The 19,242-nt window shown below is 52.3% G+C and carries 17 protein-coding genes; 6 read left to right on the forward strand and 11 right to left on the reverse strand.

Translation table 11 applies throughout. The annotated features are described in order from the left end of the window. Positions 1-392: 392 nt before the first annotated feature. From VF639_RS12060 to VF639_RS12075, 4 genes are all read right to left on the reverse strand, one after another. Positions 393-704, reverse strand: coding sequence for a glycoside hydrolase family 125 protein (locus VF639_RS12060; RefSeq protein WP_331146197.1), 312 nt, complete (start codon positions 702-704; stop codon positions 393-395). Beyond that, positions 701-988: a glycoside hydrolase family 125 protein gene (locus tag VF639_RS12065; protein ID WP_331146198.1), complete on the reverse strand. Its 288-nt coding sequence runs from the start codon at positions 986-988 to the stop codon at positions 701-703. Before VF639_RS12065 ends, VF639_RS12060 begins: the two co-directional genes overlap by 4 nt. Beyond that, positions 964-1,044, reverse strand: coding sequence for a glycoside hydrolase family 125 protein (locus VF639_RS12070; RefSeq protein WP_331146199.1), 81 nt, complete (start codon positions 1,042-1,044; stop codon positions 964-966). Before VF639_RS12070 ends, VF639_RS12065 begins: the two co-directional genes overlap by 25 nt. A gap of 113 nt (positions 1,045-1,157) precedes the next feature. After that, positions 1,158-1,514 carry a glycoside hydrolase family 125 protein gene (locus VF639_RS12075; RefSeq protein ID WP_331146158.1) on the reverse strand — a complete coding sequence of 119 codons (357 nt, stop codon included), beginning with the start codon at positions 1,512-1,514 and terminating at the stop codon, positions 1,158-1,160. Between the two features lie 236 nt (positions 1,515-1,750). Between VF639_RS12075 and VF639_RS12080 the strand changes: the two genes are divergently transcribed. Continuing rightward, a complete protein-coding gene (locus tag VF639_RS12080) occupies positions 1,751-4,102 on the forward strand; it encodes an NHL repeat-containing protein (RefSeq protein WP_331146159.1) in 2,352 nt (783 codons plus the stop codon). Positions 4,103-4,235: 133 nt separating this feature from the next. Here VF639_RS12080 and VF639_RS12085 read toward each other — a convergent pair whose 3' ends face one another. Continuing rightward, the gene (locus VF639_RS12085; protein WP_331146160.1) at positions 4,236-5,135 is read right to left on the reverse strand and encodes an IS3 family transposase; all 900 of its coding nucleotides are present in this window, start codon (positions 5,133-5,135) and stop codon (positions 4,236-4,238) included. A gap of 27 nt (positions 5,136-5,162) precedes the next feature. Next, positions 5,163-5,459 carry a transposase gene (locus tag VF639_RS12090; RefSeq protein WP_331146161.1) on the reverse strand — a complete coding sequence of 99 codons (297 nt, stop codon included), beginning with the start codon at positions 5,457-5,459 and terminating at the stop codon, positions 5,163-5,165. A 75-nt stretch (positions 5,460-5,534) separates the two neighbouring features. Between VF639_RS12090 and VF639_RS12095 the strand changes: the two genes are divergently transcribed. Beyond that, entirely contained in the window at positions 5,535-6,209 is a 675-nt protein-coding gene (locus VF639_RS12095) for an LEA/WHy family protein (protein ID WP_331146162.1), read from the forward strand. A gap of 82 nt (positions 6,210-6,291) precedes the next feature. Here the strand turns inward: VF639_RS12095 and VF639_RS12100 are convergent, their stop codons facing one another. Beyond that, positions 6,292-7,509 (reverse strand): replication initiation protein, encoded by a 1,218-nt coding sequence (locus tag VF639_RS12100; protein ID WP_331146163.1) that lies wholly within the window; start codon positions 7,507-7,509, stop codon positions 6,292-6,294. A 1,563-nt stretch (positions 7,510-9,072) separates the two neighbouring features. Here VF639_RS12100 and VF639_RS12105 point away from each other — a divergent pair. The 3 genes from VF639_RS12105 (at position 9,073) to VF639_RS12115 (ending at position 12,171) form a co-directional block, all read left to right on the forward strand. Further along, positions 9,073-10,308, forward strand: a complete 1,236-nt coding sequence (locus VF639_RS12105; RefSeq protein ID WP_331146164.1) for a replication initiation protein — start codon at positions 9,073-9,075, stop codon at positions 10,306-10,308. 605 nt (positions 10,309-10,913) lie between these two features. Next, positions 10,914-11,702, forward strand: a complete 789-nt coding sequence (locus VF639_RS12110) for a ParA family protein (protein ID WP_331146165.1) — start codon at positions 10,914-10,916, stop codon at positions 11,700-11,702. After that, positions 11,692-12,171 carry a hypothetical protein gene (locus tag VF639_RS12115; protein WP_331146166.1) on the forward strand — a complete coding sequence of 160 codons (480 nt, stop codon included), beginning with the start codon at positions 11,692-11,694 and terminating at the stop codon, positions 12,169-12,171. Before VF639_RS12110 ends, VF639_RS12115 begins: the two co-directional genes overlap by 11 nt. A gap of 536 nt (positions 12,172-12,707) precedes the next feature. Here the strand turns inward: VF639_RS12115 and VF639_RS12120 are convergent. After that, entirely contained in the window at positions 12,708-13,430 is a 723-nt protein-coding gene (locus VF639_RS12120; RefSeq protein WP_331146167.1) for a GAF domain-containing protein, read from the reverse strand. A 503-nt stretch (positions 13,431-13,933) separates the two neighbouring features. Here VF639_RS12120 and VF639_RS12125 point away from each other — a divergent pair. Then, on the forward strand, positions 13,934-14,518 hold the full coding sequence (locus VF639_RS12125; RefSeq protein WP_331146168.1) for an HPP family protein: 585 nt from the start codon (positions 13,934-13,936) through the stop codon (positions 14,516-14,518). An 85-nt stretch (positions 14,519-14,603) separates the two neighbouring features. On the opposite strand, the gene VF639_RS12130 is transcribed toward VF639_RS12125, so the two are convergent. The 3 genes from VF639_RS12130 to VF639_RS12140 form a co-directional block, all read right to left on the reverse strand. After that, complete coding sequence (locus tag VF639_RS12130; protein ID WP_331146169.1) at positions 14,604-15,344, reverse strand: DUF92 domain-containing protein; 741 nt, start codon at positions 15,342-15,344, stop codon at positions 14,604-14,606. Between the two features lie 162 nt (positions 15,345-15,506). Further along, complete coding sequence (locus tag VF639_RS12135; protein WP_331146170.1) at positions 15,507-16,481, reverse strand: hypothetical protein; 975 nt, start codon at positions 16,479-16,481, stop codon at positions 15,507-15,509. Positions 16,482-17,947: 1,466 nt separating this feature from the next. Beyond that, positions 17,948-19,045 (reverse strand): PAS domain-containing sensor histidine kinase, encoded by a 1,098-nt coding sequence (locus tag VF639_RS12140; protein WP_331146171.1) that lies wholly within the window; start codon positions 19,043-19,045, stop codon positions 17,948-17,950. Positions 19,046-19,242 lie beyond the last annotated feature (197 nt).

Consider the following 19,242-nt stretch of genomic DNA (forward strand, 5'->3'; position numbering starts at 1 on the left):
ATAAAATTAATAAATATTACTTGATACCTGTATTATACACAGTTATTCATTAATTTTATGCTATATAAATTTCTGCCTCTCTCAACTTCTCACCTATGCAGTTCTTTAAAAGCTTACTGTTAAGCTTAACCGCTTATTTTATTCCTACTGATCCTATTCCGCCCTATCCTCATGAGTCGTGGAGTGATTTGCCACACGAGCATTGGCCCGCCGGGTATGACCCTGAGTCCGATTCGTTTTTAAGGGTTGAGTCCAACCGCTATCCTTATCCCCACCAAGAATCGAGTGTCTCGCAGCCAACCAACGCGCTGTTGGCATGCTAGACCAGAGGGAACCAGCATGTTAACTCCACAATATTAGCTCTTGGACAACAGATTTTGGAAGGTAGTCAACTAGCCGACTAGCAACTGAGAGGGCTCGTTGTGGATTTTCAGAATCAACTCCTCAAACAGCGTATTAGCCCAGGCAAACCACTTGCCCGAGAACTTAGCTGGGTCGTCCTGGTCGAAGCTTTCGTGCATGAAACCGGTGCCAGCATGGGTGGTACGCAGCCACGTGAGGCACTGCTGAATTTCGGCGGCATCGGTACTGGTAAGGGCCCGCAGAATAATACCCATGGGCCAGATAGTGCCAGCCCCGGTGTGCGGCCCTCCGATACCGTTGGCGGCTTTTCCTTGGCAAAACCAGGGGTTGTCGGCACTCAGGGCGAAGTGGCGGGAGCCTGGTACACCGGGTCTTGCACCGGCACGGCGCCTAGGTAAGGCAGGGACAACAAGCTAGGCACGTTGGCATCGTCCATGAACAGCTGATTGCCATAGCCGCCTACTTCGTAGGCGTAGAGGCGGCCGTGGGTGAGGTGCTCGGTTTGGGCGTACTGACGAATGGCGGCTTCTACTTCCTGCGCCAGGGCGGTGCATTCGGTGGCAAAAGCGGCGTCGAGCTTGAGTGCTGTCCAGAGTGCGGTTAACCGGCGCTGGCTACGGCAAATAGGTTGCTCGGGGTAAAGTAGGCGTAAACCGTGGCATCGTCGGAGGGCCGGAACATCGAGCAGATCAGGCCACCGGTCGGACGGGGTTGCCGTAGCCGCCGGCCAGAGTGTCGCTTTGCCACTCGGTGCGGCGCCCGAAGTGGTACGGGCCGCGGCCGGTTTTGCGCCGCTACTCTTTGAAGGTGGCCACCATGAGGCAGGCCGCCTGTTGCCACTCAGCATCGAAGGGCGTTAGGTCATCGGTGGTTTGCCAGTAGCCGTGGGCCAGGCACAAGCAGTAGCAGAGTGAGTCCACTTCCCACTTGCGCTCGTGCACGCCGGGCTTCATGTCGGTGCTGTCGTCTTTCCACTCGCTGACTTTACTGGCGTCGGCGTAGAAAGCGTTGGCGTAGGGATCGAGCAATACGCAGCTGGTTTGGCGGTGAATGACGCCGGCCAGCAGAGTTTGCAACTTTTTATCTTGCCTGGCCAGCGGCAGATAGGTCCACACTTGCGCCGAAGAGTCGCGCAGCCACTGTGCAAGCACTTACTAGTTGCTGGTAAAATAGGCCCATTGGGGCGAGCAAGCATCTGCCAGCAGCAGCTAGAGCTTAGTTCTACCTAATTTATTCAATAAACACCGCCCGCTTTAAAGAAATAACAGTGAGGCTATTTACCTTATCAGATGCCGGTTTTCCTGCACCAGCGGCGGGCATCCGTTTAGTTAAATTTGCCTTGCTTGTCAATCATCAAACTCCATCTCCTGCCCTACGCTCTTCACTTGTGCAACCCACTCCTATTCTACCTTCCTACGTGCAGCGTTTACAAACCGCCTCCTCGTGGTGGAGAATTGCCATCCAGTTGGAGCTGCTGTTTTTGCTTTTCCAACTCCTGCTTTCAACAAGCGCTTGCTCGAAGCTAGAGGCCCTGCTGGCCAAGAGCTTCCAACCTGACCAACCGGCTGTGCTCTCGGGTCCACCCGCGCCCCCGCCGGGCCCCTACCAATGGGCGGGCGTCATTGGGACTACCAGCGACAATTTCTCGGTGAACCCGTGGCGGGGTCTCTCGTTTGTTCGATCTGTGGCGTATGGCCCGGCGGGCGGCATTGTGGGCGTGGGTTATGGCGAAACAGCTGAAAACGTGTGCACTTTCACCGATCAAACCCGGAACGCGCGGGTGGCGCTGGCCAATAACATGCTATCCGTAGTCGACCATGTCGACACCGATGGTACCCTGTACTACATCGCCAGCAACAACAACGGCTGGGACAAGAACAACTCGGTGTACGTGGTGGCCCGCCGCTGCTCAGACCGGGAATTGCAGCCTTTCCCACGAGGAGTACGAGCCAATTTTGCCGGCGACAAGGCCCACGACAATGACGCCGGCTACGATGGGGCCATTAGCCTAACGCAGAAAATTGGGGGCTGGGACCCTGCCGTTGTGAGTGCTCAGCACATCAGCGGCATGCGCGTAGAACGAGGAAATAGCCTGCTGGCGGTATGCCGCAAAAACCAAAGCACGGTTCAGTTCTACCACAAAACCAGTGGTGCCCTGCTCTCGACCCTGCGCCTGCCCGCGCCGGAAAAGTGCGTTTTCTCCCCGTCCGGCGACTTTTGGGTGATAACTGAGCGTACCGTAAGGCGCTACGTTAACCGCAGTACCCGCGCTACTCCGGCCTTCGAACTACAAACTACTATCACCGGCTTGCAAGAACCAGTAGCTCTCGCCATGCGGCCCAATGGTACACTATTGGTGCAAGACGGGGGCAATCATCAGCAGGTGAAAGAATTCCAAGCCAATGGCCAACCTGTGGGCGTGTTCCCGAAAACACCTGGCGGCAACAAGCTAAGCCCTGATGTTACGCTGTCGAGCTTTTTATTTGTGAACCGTGAAAGTCTAGGAACCCAGAATCCAGGCGGCAGCGATTATGATAAGCCCCTCGGCTCCCTCGATGTTGCTCCCGACGGTTCAATCTGGCTGCTTGATGCCGGCAACTACCGCGTCATGCACTTCAGCCCGACCTGGAAGTATCTGGGGCAGTTCGGCTGGCTGCCCTGCCACTACAAAATCGCCGTCGACCCCAACAACATCAAACGCGTGCACTCCGACTACATGGAGCTGGAAGTGGACTGGACGCGCCCCATCCGGGGAGGCGACCAAACTCAGCTAGCTCACCCCACCTGGATCCTAAAAAAGAACTGGACCGCGCAGCTTAGCCGCACGCTCAGCCCGTTCCTGCACGTGGTAACCTATACCAGCAAGGGCGTGAAGCGCACCTTTGCCCAGTGCCACGACTCGGATTTCAACAAACAGGGCTGGCAAACCGAAATTGTGGAACTCCCCCCTGCTGGCGTGGCGCGGCGCACCGGCATCCACATCGATTACGGCCCGAATACCGGTCGCAATAAGATCTTGTATCCCGAAGGCATCCGTTGGTGGGAAATTACCGACGACGGCGCTGGCAACAAGCGGCAATGTGGCTACTTTCAGCCCTTTGCAGGCTTTGACCGCCGCAACAACCCTGTGTTTGGGCCAGTACAGAAAAAAGTGGATTTCATAGCGCAGCAAGCCAAGCAAAACAACAAACCGCTTAGCTACGGCGGCTGGAACCAGCAGGATGAGTGCCCGGTAACGGCTGATGGCACCTGGATCAGCTTTCGAGCTCCCCAAATGAAAGTGGGCGCTTTCCAATTGGGCGGCATCAAGCCCGGGCAAACCCGGTGGGCTTGGCTGGCCTTGCCCAACAAGCTGATGACCAACAGCCAACAAATGGTAACGGGATTCTATCCGGCGGAAGGTTCGGGGTCTGATTTCGGTGGGCACGCCGGGGTAGCGGTACACGCCGTGGGAAAATACGTGGTGTGTAGCTACGACGGCCAGAACGGCTTTTTCTCCAACCAACATTGGCTGTATCGGCAGGACGGCAAGTACCTAGGGCAGTACGGACGCCCCAGCCGCGACCAGCCCGAGTTTACGGCCCTAAATGCCGCTCCTACTGGTTACGCCAACAACACCGGCTACAGCTGCCTGCTACAATCTGGCCCCACGCTGTTCGAACTCACCACCGACGAAGCTTACTTTGGTGGTATTCACGTTCACCGGCTTGAGGTGCCCGCTCAGAAGTTGAAGCAGTAGGCGTGGGTACAATTCGCGTATCGAGGGCCAGTCTGCTCGCCTGCGCACAGCAAGGCCTTTGAAAAGAGGTGGCACAACTATTTCCGGGCGGGTGAGTAGGCATAGAAATCCTACCCACTTTGAGGTGGTCTGATTACGCTGGACAGTTTAGGGTACTAAGTGGAAGAAGCTGTTGATGAGTGTGATACGGCGTCTGGTAACCAATACTGGAGTGCAGGCGCTCGTAATTATAGTAATCAAAATAGTCGGCGACGCTGCGTTGAGCGTCGGCTAGGTCGGCAAAAACGGGCCGCTCGCGGACTTCGAGCACTTCGGTTTTGAGGCGGGACCATAGGCTTTCGGCCTGCGCATTATCATAGCAGTCGCCGCGGCGGCTCTGTGAGCGCACGGCCTGGTGGTCGCGTAGCAGTTGCCGGTAAGCGTTGCCGCAATACTGCCCACCGCGGTCGGAGTGCACGAGCAGGCCTGGAGTAGGCGGTTGCGCCCAAAAAGCGCGCTGCAAAGCCGTGGTAATCAGTTCCTCGGGCATCGCAGCGCCCACTTGCCAGCCCAGCACCTGCTTGCTGGCCACGTCCTGAAAAGCGCACAGATAGGCCCAGCCGCCGTTGGCCAACGGCAGATACGTAATATCGCTGACCCAGACCTGATTGGCCTGCGTCGGCTTGGGCTGGTGGAGCAGCCGGTTGGGCGCGCAGCGCCGTCCGTGGGTCGAGTCGGTGGTGCGCGGGGTAAAGGCCTTGGGTTGCAGCGCGTGCAGACCTCGGCGACGCATGGCCGCGCGCAGGCGCTGGCGCCCGACGTGGTAGCCCTTGCGGCGCAAAGCGACCTGCAGCCGGCGCGTGCCGTAGCGGCGCTTATGCCGGCCGAAGACCTTGACCAGCGCCTCTTCCCAAGCAGGCGCCTTCTCGCTACCAGCTTGCTCTTGAGTTTGTTGCCACGCATAATAACCGCTGGCTGGCACCGCCACCACCTGGCAAAGCAAGCGCACAGGATACTGACTCCGCTGCGCTTCGATAAAGCGATAACGGCTCATTGGTTGTCGGTCACGGAGAGCCTGCGCTTACAGCAGGCAACTGGCAATGGCTTTTTTTAAAATCTCCAGTTCCTGCGCTTGCCGCCGATTGGTGGCCCGCAACTGGCGCAATTCAGCCGCTGTTGCCGGGTCCAACTCCGCTCCACGGGCGGCCGCTACGGGGGTAAGCGCCTCTTTTTGCCACTTGTAGAGTAGCTTGACATTAATGTTCAACGCCCGGGCGGCAGCTTGGGTCGAGCGGCTTTCACCGGCTAGCCGCAAGGCCTCGGCCCGAAAGGCGGCGTCATAACGCCGGCGTTTAATAGGTTGAGGGCTGTCTTTCATGACGTTCGAAAGATAAGACCCTATTCTGTCCACTTTTACCCGACCACCTCACTTCACCCTCCCAAGCCTCTTCCTATGCCGCGTCTTCCCTCCTCTCCGCAGTACTATTTGTCGTTGTTCATCATGGGCTTGGTATTCCTGTTAGGGTTGGGCTCTTGCGGTATCAGCGAACAGGCGCAACAGGCCAAAGCCTTCAAGGACGCTGATATTCGTCTCGCTTCCATAGAACAGGCCACTGTGGCGGGCATCAACGTGCTTCGGATCCGCAAAATTAGTGACTTAAGCACGCTAGATCAAGCTCGTCTGGCGGCGGCCTACGCAGCCGGCAATGTGCCGCTGCGCATGCTTGTAAACCTGGAAATCCGCAACCCCAACGACGAAATGGCCGCCCTCAATGGCCTAGACTATATTGCCCTAATTGATGGCAAGCAGATAGCCACGGGGCGGACCACCCAGCGCATTGAAGTTGGCCCCAACGGTGGCGTGGCCTTGGCTCCGGTTACGCTGGAAAGCAACCTGCGAGATGCATTGGCAAACCAATCGGGCGAGAGCTTGTCCAACTTTGTTATGGGCTTGTCCAACGGCAGTCAGGAAGCCCTGCACTTAACGCTACGCCTTAAGCCAACCTTCGTCACCAGCGGTGGACGCTCTATTACCCCACCCGGTTACATAAATGTCACCAAAGATTTCACGGCTCGGCAGGTGATCAATGCTGTTGATAAGCAAGACACGCTTAAAACCCGCCCCTGACTTTTACCTGCGTAAGCGGCTTCTTACCTCACGCGGTAACGAAAACAAACCCATCAACACCTGACGAGGAACGTGTCTTGTCTTACCCTTTTTTCACCACCCACTTTGTTCCCTGGGTGTCTATTTCCACCGCAAAACCCTGGTCGAGATAAACAGTTTGAAAGTGCTCTTCGAAGCTGGGAACCTTCGTCAGGTTTTTACGCACCATGGTTTGGTAAATGGCAGGCAACTCATCGAGCCGATAGCGAACTTCCGTTGATTCTTGGAGGGTGGGAGCTTGTTTCTTGGCTGGGGCGCTAGCACGCCGTTGCGCCTCTTTGTATTCGGCGCTTAAATGCTGTTTGGTGATAGCGGCAACAATTGAACCGGCCAAGCTCTTGACTTTGCCGTCACGCTGCCGCTCCCGTTGCTGCTGCACCACAAATTGCACGTAGCCGGGCTCTACTTCGCCTCGCTCAATTAGTTCGCCTACCGCCGCAATGCTGGCTGTTGCCACTCCAACTTGCAATAGCGCGTCTTCCCAAGCACTACTAGCAGCCAACAAAGTCTCGCCTTCTCCGGCGGCCAACGAGGTGAACCGAAACTTGATTTCCGAAACACCTTTTCCTTCCCGGATTAAGTCATACTCGAAGGGCAGATCGGTTTTAGCTAACTCGAATTGCGCTCGGTCCAACACCCGCAAGCGAAACAAAGGAAACTGCTTGTACTGCCCTTCCAAGTTCAACAGTGCTTTCAGTTGTTCGACGGCAACCGTGCGCGTGCCAAAAGCGCTGTATTCCTTAAGCAGCCAGTAAATCCGATACGAATGGGGACTCTTGAGCTTGAGCAGTTGCACCACCTGCGCCTTCGTGAAGTTGCGCTGCAGCTGCAACAGATAGGGCATCACTTCGTCATTGAAGCGTACGTGCAGGGCTCCCTCCTCTCCGCGGTACTTGGCGTAAGCCATAAGCGGAATTTTATCGAAGTCAGGGTCGGAATTTCGACGGGTGGCTCGCCGCACCGGATTAGGCCGCTCGATGTGCAGAATCCTGCTAACTAACTGATTGCACATCCCCGCCACCTGCTGGTAATCCTTGCTACTCGGCCGCCGTCCCGACAAGGCCACCACCTCCGTCAAAGGAATACGCATCTCCCGAAACTCGCTGTCGTCCCGACCAATGCGTGAGAGCATCGCCATGAATAAGCGCATTTCAACCGTAGAAAGGTCGAATCGGGCGTTAACCAGCGCGTTGTGCTGAACCACAATCTTGCTGACGGGTGGTTCGGGCGGCGGCGTAGGATCGAACAAGTTTGTTTGCATGCGTAGTATACCTGATGGCTACTGGCAGTAAGTTGGTTACAACCAGCAACTATTACAAGCCAACTGCCTTGTAATAATTATCCACACAATTAAGGGCTTTCGTGCTTTTGTAATAGGTGTTCGTGCTTCTGGTAATAGGGCAACGTGGTTTCTGTAATAGATGGGTCTTAATTCGTCGTGGTTTCTGTAATAGCAGATTCGTGCTTCTGGTAATAGGGCTGCGTGGTTTTTGTAATAGATGCTCGTGGGTTTTGTAATAGATGGGCCTCTCAACTCTCTATGATACAAGGAGTTACAGCACCCGTAAACCTTATAAAGGTTATTAATAAAGGAAACAACTAGTTTAAACAGGTCGTTTCTTTTGAAGAAAGGGTTTTTGAAAAGAAGGAAATACCACCAAGACGAAGCCAAGTAGCGGGTAAGGGCAAGGGCGGCCCGGCGCGCCGTCGTGGTTTTTGTAATAGATGCCATATTACAGCGAGGCATTCGACCACCTATTCCTAGCCTTTCAAGCTTTAAAAGCGAATGAGGTACTGCGCATGATTCATCGGGTTTCCCACATACACTTCAAAAGCTGATTCCTATTACCAAATCCACGACATCCTAGCTTTGGTGTAGCTCCAGCCTTGTGCTTGAAGGGCCATCTATTACAGAAACCACGCAGCAAGGCTTGATCTGAGCTAGTAAGCAGGCTTTAGCGCCCTCTTAGGGTTTGAATGTCAAGTTGTGTGTATTGGCCTCGTGGTTTTTGTAATAGATAGAGGCTTTTGTAAGCAATGTATCCAAGCACTCAGGAACCACTGCGCTGCTGAATAAATCTCATAAAGCCCACAAAGACAATGGATTAAATGTTAAAGAGATAGAAGTATATTACTCGCCTTACGCTTTGTGGAGCATTCATTTCTAGATTAACAACACGTCAGGTCCTATTACAAAAAGCACGAACGTTTGCTTGCTGCTAGGCTGCACCCTTAAATAACGCTTTCATAATGTTCGTGCTTTTTGTAATAGGGCCTGATAAGCGAAGGTCATCCAAATGAATTCGTGCTTTTTGTAATAGCAAGAGCCGGGAACAGGAAGCTTTACAATAATAGTAGAGCATTTGTATGCTGATTATTAGTGGCTTACGAAATAAAAAAGGCTTGTTTATTCATTACAAAAAGCACGAAACAGCAATCTTTTATCAAGTAAAATAGCCCTATCCTCTGTTGGAACTATCGGGTTCGTTTGATAAATGCTTGAAAGAAAATTCATCTTGCCATTTTATCTTGAAGCACCATTCCTCAGCTACACCTTTCACCTAAATCAGAAGGTATTGAGAAAGTATGCAAGTGTCTGTAATACAGATGTATAAGTGAGAATATCCTTCAGAAGCCGCAATGTATTGCTTTCAAGGCCTATTACTAAAAGCACGAATAGCTATTACCAAAAGCACGAATACTTTCAACTGAACAGGCGCTGTAATCTGCTATGCCCTATTACCAAAAGCACGAATAGCTATCAGCGGATTATTTTTTATAATACTATTGCCGTACTACTCTCCACCCTTCCCTCCTACTCGTTATGCAAGGAGAACTTTTCGTTAGCGATAAGCCAGAGCCCACCAGCAAGCTGGTGGTGCAGCGTAATGATTTGGTTAATGCGCGTTTTGCACTGACAACGCTGGAGATGCGGCTATTTATGGCAATGCTTGCACGCATCAATCGGGAGGATACTGAGTTTCACGAATTGCGAATTCCCGTAACGGAAGTAGTGGCGCTGTCGGGACGGCGGCCGAGCAGTAACGACTATCAGCAGTTAAAAGACATGTGTGCCTTGCTCGCTTCGCGGGTGTTGTACGTCGAGCGACCGAGCAAGAAGAAAACCAAACGTGCCGGCCAAGCGACCGAGGAAGCCCCGAGTTTCTCGAACACGCCCTTGATGGCTTACGCCGACTACAGCAGCGAAGAGCGGGCCCTAGTGGTTCGGTTCAACGACCGAGTTCGTGAGCACTTATTGCAGCTCAACGATGGCAACTTCACGCAGGCCCAGCTTATGCAGTTGCTGAAGCTCAAAAGCGCCCACTCCTACCGTATTTATTGGCTCTTAAAGCAATACGGCAGCTTCGGTACGCGCACCATCCGCGTAGAGGAACTGAAGCGAGTCTTGGACTTGGAAGGCCAGTACAAGCAATTTCCGCTTTTCAAGCTGCGGGTATTAGACCGGGCTCAGCAGGAACTCTCCCAGACCAACCTGGCCTTCCAGTACGAGTTGATTCGTGGGAAGAGCAACACCGTGGAAGAAATCCGATTTCATTTCACGCCGGTCACCAGCGAAGTTCTTTTACCTTCCCTACCTGCTACCGCCGAGTGGCAGAAAGTCCTGCTTGAAGTGGGAGTATCGGCCAGTAGTATAGCGGCTATTGGCGACCTTATCGACCGCGGGGAGATGGAGCCTGGCTACGTGCAGTACGTGGTGCAGCAGCAACGCAGCAAGAGCAGCGCGGGCAAAATCAAGAACCTGGCCGGGGCTGTGTTTACAGCCCTTACCAAGGGCCATCTGGCCGATGAGTATCGTAAGGCCTTGCAGCGCCAAAAGCGCACTCCTCGCCCCTGTTCAGGCGGTTCAAGCGAAAGTGCTGCCCCACAACTTATTCGTTATCGGTTGGACGAGGCTCGGGAAGCCTATGAGCTAATGGCCCAGCAAAAAATGGCCAAAGGGGCCACGTTTCAGGAGAATTTAACTCTGGTCTACTTGTCTCAGGGATTTCGCCAGGAGCAAGATGCCAACGGAGTGGAATGGCTGATTAAGAGTCTTTAGAGTGTTGCCTTTTCAAGCTGTCAGAAGCGCTACGCAGGCAGCTTGAATCTAAAAGCGTATTCTCACCGTCTTGGATCAGGCATTGATGGCTTCTCGCAAGCAATTTCGTTGGAAGCAGCAGCTTGAAATCGATGCCCTATCGGAATCCTTCAGGCTTCACACCTTTAATTGAAAACACGAACGTTTATACGTATAAACGTTAGTATATACTAACGTACATACATTTATATGTAAACGCATAAGTTTGTGCTCTTTATTCTTTCTAACGTTTATACGTAAATACATAATAACGTATAAACATAAGTACATATATACGTAATTACGTTATTATGCTCTTACACTTATATGCAACTACGTAAACTTGTCTAAGTGCGTAATACTGTGTTGCATTGAATATATGTAAATAGCAAAACGAGTTCGATTTAGTCTTTTATCCAATATGCTACGATTAGCTCAGGTTGAAAGAAGATACAGTTAGAGGACTATTAGTATGTACGTAAAAACGTATTTACGTATCAACGTAGGTATATAAATATGCTCGATCGTTTTAACGTTTGTGTGTAAATATTCTTTACTTGCGTTTGCACATCATTGTTTACTGATTTATGCAAACTCTCTGCTTTTCAAATAATAAGGGAGGGGTAGGGAAAACTACCTCTGCTCTCAACGTTGGCCTAGCGCTGGCCCGCCGCGGCTATCGGGTGCTGTTCTGTGATTGTGATCCGCAGCGTAGTCTTACTATCTCGTTCGAGGGGGCCGACATACCAGAACACGTTGGCATGCTCCTTATGCGCAAAGGCGAGTTCACTCTCGATGACGTACACGCGGTGGTTAGGCCAGTGGGTGAGAATGTAGATCTGCTGCCGGCTAGTGCAGAAATGGAAGCCAATGAGGCGCAGCTTCCAGGTTGGGATGCCGAGCATTCCACTCGCTTGGCCGACATCCTGGAAATGATAGCTCCGGAGTACGACTACTGCTTAATTGATACTAAAGGCAGTATCGGAACCTTAACTTGGATTGCGTTGGCAGCTACTAATCTGCTTTATATCCCTGTCGATCCGGAGTTCTATGGGTTCGAGGGCTTGACTAACCTGATCAATACGTGCACCCGTTTGCGGCGGCGCATCAATCCAACTCTGCAGATAGGCGGTATCTTTTTCACCAAGTATTCCCCGGCTTACCGGGCCCGCCTCCGTCATGATGTGGTTGATTTGATCAAAGACCATTATGGTAAAGAGGTACCGGTCTTTGAAACTACTATCCGCCAAAGCACCGCTATTCCCAACGCTCAAATGGCGGGCACCGGCCTTTTCGACTACGCGCCGGATTCCACGGGTGCCGAAGACTACGAAGCTTTAACCGACGAAATCTTACAACACCTCCATGCCAAGTAACTCCGCCAAAATCCCGTCGCGGCCTGCGCTGGACCGCTACAAAGATAAACCCCGGCCCACCCTGTCGGAGAATCCGGCTGGCACGCCGCCTCCGGTACCCGTTACCGAGGCCCTCCGCGATACGCCGCCGGCCCGCTCGGTAGTGGCTGAAGAAAGCACTCCACCCGTCCGCCCGCAGCAAGTCTCGGGTAGGGTAGGGAAGGAGCCAGCGGCAACTCCGGTAGCAAGCAATTCCGTTCCGTCGTCGGTGCCGGAGCAGGTACCATTCAACTCGCAAATAAAATTCGAGACCTATCTGCGCATCAAGCAGGCTCAATTTTATGATCGGGTCAAAATCAAAGACTTAACCGACGAGGCACTCAACTATTATCTCGATCAATTCGAGGGGGCCAACACGCCGTTGCCACCCAAGGTGTTGCAAGAAGTGCTCAATCAAGGAAAAATCAAGGGGTACAAGAAGCGAGGTTGAATTTATAAATAGGCTGGATGATAAGAAATTTTTCTGCCTGAGCTACTTACAGCTAATAGCTGCTTTAACTGGTCATATTTGTAGTCTCGCCCGGCCTCTACTACCTGCAGCGTAGTAGAGGCCGGGCGAAGTGGTGTATCGGCAAATCAGCTTGCCGGCGCGAATGCTTTCATAAAACGCATCTATCCTTGCTGATTGGATGGCAGTACGAACTTCTGCATCGGCGCCCGCATCGAAGGATGAAAGGCTGAGCTTCCAACTAGGTCCAGATAGAGAAACCGCTGCTGTGGGGTTGTTGCTAGCAGCGGCGCGCATGGCTTCAACCAATCAATACTAAATGAATGGTGGGCAGCCGAGTTTGATAGGCGCCAGCTGGAGAAGACTAGATCCTGAGAATCTGTTGTTGCAGCCTGTACTACCGGGCTTGGGGTTGTAGTGGCGCCAGACTACCAGATATTAAGTGTAGATGAGAATGTATATCACCTACATTCCTCGCCTTAACCTGATGCCACAACTGCTGATAAGCCCGAGCCCGATTAGCGTAGCCGGGACTGAGATGCCAGAACTTCTTCGTTGAGAATACGAGCAATCAGCGTTGTTTCTTCCCGGACGGCCTTGTGGTAGAAGCGTACCACTGTTGTATCAGGAATTTCATGTCGGCCACTGAGCTCGGCTAGCGTTTGCAGCCGAGCAAGTGGTGGGATAATGCGGCTGTAAATTTCCTCCCACAAGGTTTGTGCTGCCTCAGCGGCATGTGCCATGCGTGCGCGCAACTCCAACAAGTGCATTACTACCTTCGCCAACGAAGTCAGCAATTTTGTTTCCGACGCCGAGAAGGCTCGGGCTCGGCGGTCTATTACGCACAAACTACCAATGGCGTGGCCTTCGGCAGTACGTAAAGGGTGTCCGGCGTAGAATTGTAGGTTGAGAGACTGGCCTACTCCTGGATCAACCAGTACGCACGGGTCGTCGGCGAGACTTTCAAAAACAGTGGTTTCTTCGTGCAAAATAGCCACCGAACATAAGCTTTCGTGTCGGGCAACGCGCTTAGCACCGGGTAAGCCCACATTGCCAGCAAACAGCACGGTGTCTTTTTCCACGAAGGATACCAAGGCAATTGGAGCCCCAAACAGTTTGGCTGTCAGGCATACTAAATCATCAAAGAATTCCTCGCCGAGAGTACTCAAATGTTGATATTGATGTAACGCTTCCAAGCGAAGGGCATCATCAAAGGGAATCAATGAGGAAAATGAATTCATAAGCACGATGCACAAATAATCTAACAGAAGTAGATGCTACGAAGCCAAGGAGTCCAGCAATACACTTGTCTTGAAAACCAACACTCCAACGCCTCCACTGCAACATTTTCTTGGTTAATTCTAATTTTCTTCCTTTAATACTTTATACTACTCCGCGTAAGCTTTCTGGGTTCACTTTTGAAAACTATTTTTCGCTGCGAACAAGCACAATACCTTTTGCTGCTTAGTAGAGGCGAAATAAGTTTGCACAAGTCCCGGACCTCATAAGGGCTTCACCAATAGAAAACGGAATTCAACTCTTCCCGAAGTTCAAGCGTAATCTCGCACAAAATACTCATGCGTGGTGCAGGTTAAACCTAAGAACCCGCGGACGAGAGGAAGTGCTGTCTCGCATCGTTGAGCTACCTGTTTGAAGTAAGTGGTTCTCAGCAAGCCTAGGCAGCCGTTCTACAATTTAAACATTCCTTACGCGCTTACAGGATGCTTTAAGCGACTTTCAAAACATGCGAACCAGACTACGTAGGCACGCCCGCCGCATTAAAGTAATTGTTTACCAGGAAACCTTATTCGATTACAAAGAACACTTCTGGACGTTTCTGGGTGCTTTCATGGGAATAAGTATAATCGGTTTATTGAACCGTTACCTGCTCCCGGCTTCCGATGTGCCTTTGCTCATTGGCTCCTTTGGCGCTTCGTCAGTGCTGATTTACGGGGTCATCAATAGCCCGTTGGCGCAGCCGCGCAATCTGCTGGGGGGGCATGTGTTTAGCGCTATCATTGGCGTGACGCTCTACCGCTTGATACCAGGAGAGCAGTGGTTGGCGGGGGCATTAGCTGTGTCGTTGTCCATCGTTGGGATGCAAATCACCAAAACGTTGCACCCGCCCGGTGGGGCCACCGCGCTCATTGCCGTTATTGGCTCCGCACAACTGAAGGCGCTCGGCTATTGGTATGTGCTGGTGCCCGTGCTATCAGGCGTACTGATTTTGTTGCTGATAGCTGTGCTGGTAAACAACCTAACGCCTACGCGCCACTACCCAACCAACAAAAACTGGTACCGCTTCTGGCAACGAAAATATCAAGCGTAATAGCGTGGCTAGCATCAACGTACTAGCTACCAATGCGAACTGCCGGACGGAGATTCCAGTGTGCTTGCTGATTGTAGAACAAGCTTTACGGCCGTTGCCATAACACATAGCAGAGGGCGGCTGTACCAGCGCCCACAAGCGTGTTGAGGGTATTGACGGCATTGTTGGAGAGCACTCCTTTCCGCTCCAGCGTTGCGCCTAGTACGGAATCCGCCAGATTGCCAACGGCGCCTGCCAGTACGACCCACCCAAAACCCTGGTACCAGCCGAGCCCCAGGCAGTAAACGCTGGCAATCAAGGTGCTGCCAACCAGGCCAAGCGCAGTGCCCTCCACACTGATTACGCCGTCTCGGCCCCGTACATCGGGCCGGAACGTAAGAACATGATAGTAGCGGCGGCCATACACATTGCCTAACTCCGAGGAAAGCGTATCGGCGGTGGCGGCGGCCAGGCTGCCGGCTACCATAAGCTGAAAAAACGGAGCGTGTGCCGGCAGCAGCCAACTCAATAAACCAGCGGTGCTGGCCACGCCCGCATTAGCTAACGCCTGATAGGCCGTGCGGCGCCCTTGGTTGGCCTCAGCTAATCCTAACCGTTGTTTGTCGGCACGTTTCCAGGCCGAGGCAGCCGAACCGAGTAGAAAAAATACGCCCAGCAGCGCCAGGCCAGTAAAGCCAGCCCCTAAAAAAAGCAGAACGCCTAATACTCCACCCGTGGCAGCACCCGGCACAGTCAGTTTTCCGGTCCGGACACTGAAGACCATGCCCGCGCCCAACACCAACAGCACGGCAAACCAAGACAACAACGACGGCAACGGAGCAAACACAGGCAGCAAAAACAAGAGCCGCAAGGTAGGAGATCGGCAGCTACCGAAGCAATGAAGGCCAGTTATAAGGCAGGGTAGGGCAGGAGGCTGCTCCTAAGGCAAGCGTAATCTTGCCTGCTGCTTTGTTACCGCTTGAATACTTGATGTCAAGTATTGTAGCACCTACCTGTTCAATTGAGGCATGGCTGGTCGTGGTAGAGCGGGCCGAGCAAATAATACCAACAGAAGCCAAAAGAAAAGTGGCGTGATCACCTGAGACAAAGACGCGGAATAAGTAACCGCAATGAAATCATTCAGGGCAGCATTGTAGAGCACATCAAGGCGAGCGGCGCCAGCCTTGATTCTGTTGTAGTCGTCTTCGTCGATGGCAATAGCCCGCTGCTGCTTATTGAATACGAAGGTGGCCTCGTAGGTGCGCAGGCCCCAGTTACGATAGCTACGATGTTGCCGACTACGACCGTATGCATGCCAGTCCGTGTCCACCACCGTCACTTCCATTTTCACGCCTTCACGCTTTAGTTGGTCGATATATTGATAGTACTTGAAAGCGTCGTAAGTGAAAAACAGGGCGCATGCGCCGAGCCCAACTACAAACAAACTTCGGGCAATAGAGTGAATGAATTGCAGGCCCGTAAGGCGCACCAGGATATTGGCCCCAATAAAAAACAAAGCCATAGCAAGCAACAGCACGAGCCCAAGGGCCTTGGTTTCCCGAGTGAAACTGGCCACCACAGTCCAGCGAAGCAAGCGGGAAGCCACCCGGTTATTGCTGGTAAGAGGCCCTTGTTGCAGTTGCCCAAACCGATTTGACTGCGGATGATACAGCAAAGTTACCCGGTCGCCCTCCGACAGCCAGACCGTGTCATTCACACAGCGGGTTTCGTAGGTGCGATTTTGGTAAGTGAAGCGTACATAAACGGCGTTGCCCAACGCATCCCACAGCGCCCGTTGGGAACGGTCAGCCTGCTTGATTTGCACGGTTACGGGTTTGCCCTGGCTTTCGAGTTGGCTTTGAAAGTGCTCTTCCTGGTAGAGATGCCACGCTAGTACCAAGGCCACCCCCAACAAACCAGTCAGCAGAAATGACCAGATCAGCGTGTACAACTCACCCAGGAAGCGAAAGAGTTGCCGAAACATAGGACGTTGCAGAGTATGATGTTTTTTCCTGCTTAGACGTGGTCAGTACCCACCAGCCTGAATTTCAACTTTGCCTTACAGCTACAGAAGCGAACGGTCTTGCTTGCTGGTTCAAGCAAAGAACAGGGCAGCAGTGGCCTAGAGAGATTCTCAACCAAAGATTAGGTAGCATAACGTTTGCCATTGTCGCGAAGGCTAAAGGCGAATACCATAGAAAGTGCGAAGCTTGCTCTAAAGCCTCCAGCGCTACCCTGCAAGAGCGGAGCAGCAAAACGATTAACTAAATATATGAAATTATATATAATTGAGCTAAGCCAGTAAGCATAAAGGCTGACTCAGCTAGCAAGAAAGAGCGTTGCTTTCTTGAGAAGCAACAGCGTTGCTTCTCAGACCCACATCATGGGTGCCGATAGGGTGAGGTCAAGCTACTCGCTTGCCTACGTGCGGTTTGTGATTGTAGTACTTGTCAACCAGCACGGGCTTCAATGCTCGGAAAAGTGATTCAGCAGTAGAACATCTGGCAGCAAAGCAATTAAAACCAGCGTTTGCTTTAGCTGCTTGAAACTAAGCCGATAATAATAGCTGGATAAAAAAGCGCAGCCCCCGAGGGCCAAGCAGTAAGCCAACGCAATCAGGAGGCTTTTCATCTCTTCGAACCATAAACTGTTACGCCTGAAGATAAAAGCGAGGGCTATGCCCGGACCTACTCCATTCAGACCGAGCGTAAAGCGTATAGTTGGGTCCGTGGTCGTAGAAGTAAGGAAAAACTATAACTCAGGTAAGATGCACAAGATGCCTGGTTTGGTATCAGGCGGGTTAACAGCAACCAGTTAGCCGCATAAACATAGTTGCTACTGTTTTCTGCTTTATATACTTATATGATTGTCAGACAAGTATGCTGCTCGAACGTTAGTGATTAGGCAGACGCTGTGATTGTAGGCGAACAACTTGGTCCAGAGTTAATTCACCGCGCACGTAGCGCTGAAGCAAGTCTAGGGTTGCCAGACTGACTTGTGGTATTCCAGCGTCGGCAATGCCCACCAGGGTTTCGGCTTTCCTAAGCCGCTGAAGCCAATGCTCTTTCTCGCTCGATGAAAGCATAGCCGGTGGAGTTTGGAAGTATAACGGGTTCATCGGCCGGTAGAGTGCAATAGAATTTCTGTGCTTTTTATAAAGATAAAACATCTAATAACAGTCTCCGTAGCTATTAAAGGTAGTTTTTAGCTTATTTATCAAACTAAATTTTAAGGCAACAAAATAGTATTTGAATGATATTTAGTAATAAATAGAGATGCCTCGCTGGCTATAGTTGAGGTCTATATTCACCGCTGCAAATCCCTTGCCATTAGGTTATGGATGGTTTCCACGTATTGAAAGCTGTTCTATAAAATATAGCCAAACCTAGTTGAGTGCTCAACCATAAATAAGCGGTTGCCTGCCACGCGTTCTGGCCTTTAAGGCTTGCCTTAAGTGCTTGGTGGGGTAGAAGCAGGCAATTTCACCGTAAACGTGCTCCCCTTGCCCTCCGTGCTTACTACCGTGAGCGTGCCCTTGTGGAGAGATACAATGGTTTTACACAACGACAAGCCGAGACCAGTAGTAGGCTCACCCCGTAGGCCAGGGCGCCGCGCCTGCGTGAATCGCTCGAACAAGTGCGGCATTAGCGGCGCGGGAACACCAATACCGGTGTCGGTTACGGAGATGAGTGCGCCATCGGGCACCGACTCCACCCGTACTGAAATGAGGCCTTCGTCAGGCGTGAATTTGATGGCGTTGCCTACCAAATTCAAGACAACTTGCATAAGCTTGCTGGTGTCTACGTCGGCATAGACTGGTTCGGGGGCTAGTTCCAGGCGGAGCTGCTGGGCTTCTTGGCCCGCTAGTCGCTGCAGCGGCTCCAGGCTTTGCTGCACTTTTTCGCGCAAGTCTACCCGCTCCCGCTTCAGGGGAATGGATGCTGATTCCAGAAACTCCTGATCCACTAAGTCCCGGATAAGTTGCAGTCCGCGCTGACTGGTGCTTTGCATTAGGTGCAGCATCTCGTTTAACTGCGGATGTGTTTGGGCGCTAACTTCTTCGCGCACGTAGCCCGCCAGCTGCTGCAGCGAGACGAATGCTCCGGCCAGGTCGTGCGCTAGAATCTCGAGCACAGTGTTTTTCTTATTGCTGAATTTGAGGCTGGTTTGTTGATAGCGCTTGCCCGTCGTGATATCGCGCAGAGTGCCCCCGAGCCGCACATTGCCTTCAGTATCTTTTTCCCAACTAGGCATCAGGCACAGCCACTGATCGGGTTTGCCTGGCCGAAGTAGGCGCACCTCCACTTCATCGGAGAGCCGGCCCTGTTGCCAGAGTTGCCAGCAGCGACGCAGCCACGGCAGATCGTCGGGGGGGAGGTGGGCCAGCAGGGCGGGTAGTTCCTCGTTGACCTGCGCCTTCTTTCCGTGCAGTACCCGATCATAGGCTTCATTCACATACTCAACGCGCTGGTCTTTCAGATTGTAGATGAAGTGAACCTGAGAACTAGCTTCTGCTTGACTTAGGAAAAACGCGGCGGGATTCAACATTGCGCAAGAGGTAGGAAGAGAAACACTAGAGCGATAGACCGTTGGCTCATTGACTTGGTTAAATCATGTAACCCGGCCTCGTAAAATTGTACAGCCGGTGTATACGCTTTTAGGAGGCCAAACGACTTACTAAAAGCGTATACACCGGCTGTACAATTTTAGGGTAGAACTACCCGCTATACGGTATGCAATGCTAA

This window comes from Hymenobacter sp. (assembly GCF_036387835.1).
Classification (GTDB): domain Bacteria; phylum Bacteroidota; class Bacteroidia; order Cytophagales; family Hymenobacteraceae; genus Hymenobacter.

What these genes read in the sequence shown, in the direction of transcription:
- VF639_RS12070 (WP_331146199.1), bottom strand. Translation starts at nt 1,044, where the DNA reads ATGTTCCGGCCCTCCGACGATGCCACGGTTTACGCCTACTTTACCCCG.
- VF639_RS12085 (WP_331146160.1), bottom strand. Translation starts at nt 5,135, where the DNA reads ATGAGCCGTTATCGCTTTATCGAAGCGCAGCGGAGTCAGTATCCTGTG.
- VF639_RS12090 (WP_331146161.1), bottom strand. Translation starts at nt 5,459, where the DNA reads ATGAAAGACAGCCCTCAACCTATTAAACGCCGGCGTTATGACGCCGCC.
- VF639_RS12095 (WP_331146162.1), top strand. Translation starts at nt 5,535, where the DNA reads ATGCCGCGTCTTCCCTCCTCTCCGCAGTACTATTTGTCGTTGTTCATC.
- VF639_RS12100 (WP_331146163.1), bottom strand. Translation starts at nt 7,509, where the DNA reads ATGCAAACAAACTTGTTCGATCCTACGCCGCCGCCCGAACCACCCGTC.
- VF639_RS12105 (WP_331146164.1), top strand. Translation starts at nt 9,073, where the DNA reads ATGCAAGGAGAACTTTTCGTTAGCGATAAGCCAGAGCCCACCAGCAAG.
- VF639_RS12110 (WP_331146165.1), top strand. Translation starts at nt 10,914, where the DNA reads ATGCAAACTCTCTGCTTTTCAAATAATAAGGGAGGGGTAGGGAAAACT.
- VF639_RS12115 (WP_331146166.1), top strand. Translation starts at nt 11,692, where the DNA reads ATGCCAAGTAACTCCGCCAAAATCCCGTCGCGGCCTGCGCTGGACCGC.
- VF639_RS12120 (WP_331146167.1), bottom strand. Translation starts at nt 13,430, where the DNA reads ATGAATTCATTTTCCTCATTGATTCCCTTTGATGATGCCCTTCGCTTG.
- VF639_RS12125 (WP_331146168.1), top strand. Translation starts at nt 13,934, where the DNA reads ATGCGAACCAGACTACGTAGGCACGCCCGCCGCATTAAAGTAATTGTT.
- VF639_RS12135 (WP_331146170.1), bottom strand. Translation starts at nt 16,481, where the DNA reads ATGTTTCGGCAACTCTTTCGCTTCCTGGGTGAGTTGTACACGCTGATC.
- VF639_RS12140 (WP_331146171.1), bottom strand. Translation starts at nt 19,045, where the DNA reads ATGTTGAATCCCGCCGCGTTTTTCCTAAGTCAAGCAGAAGCTAGTTCT.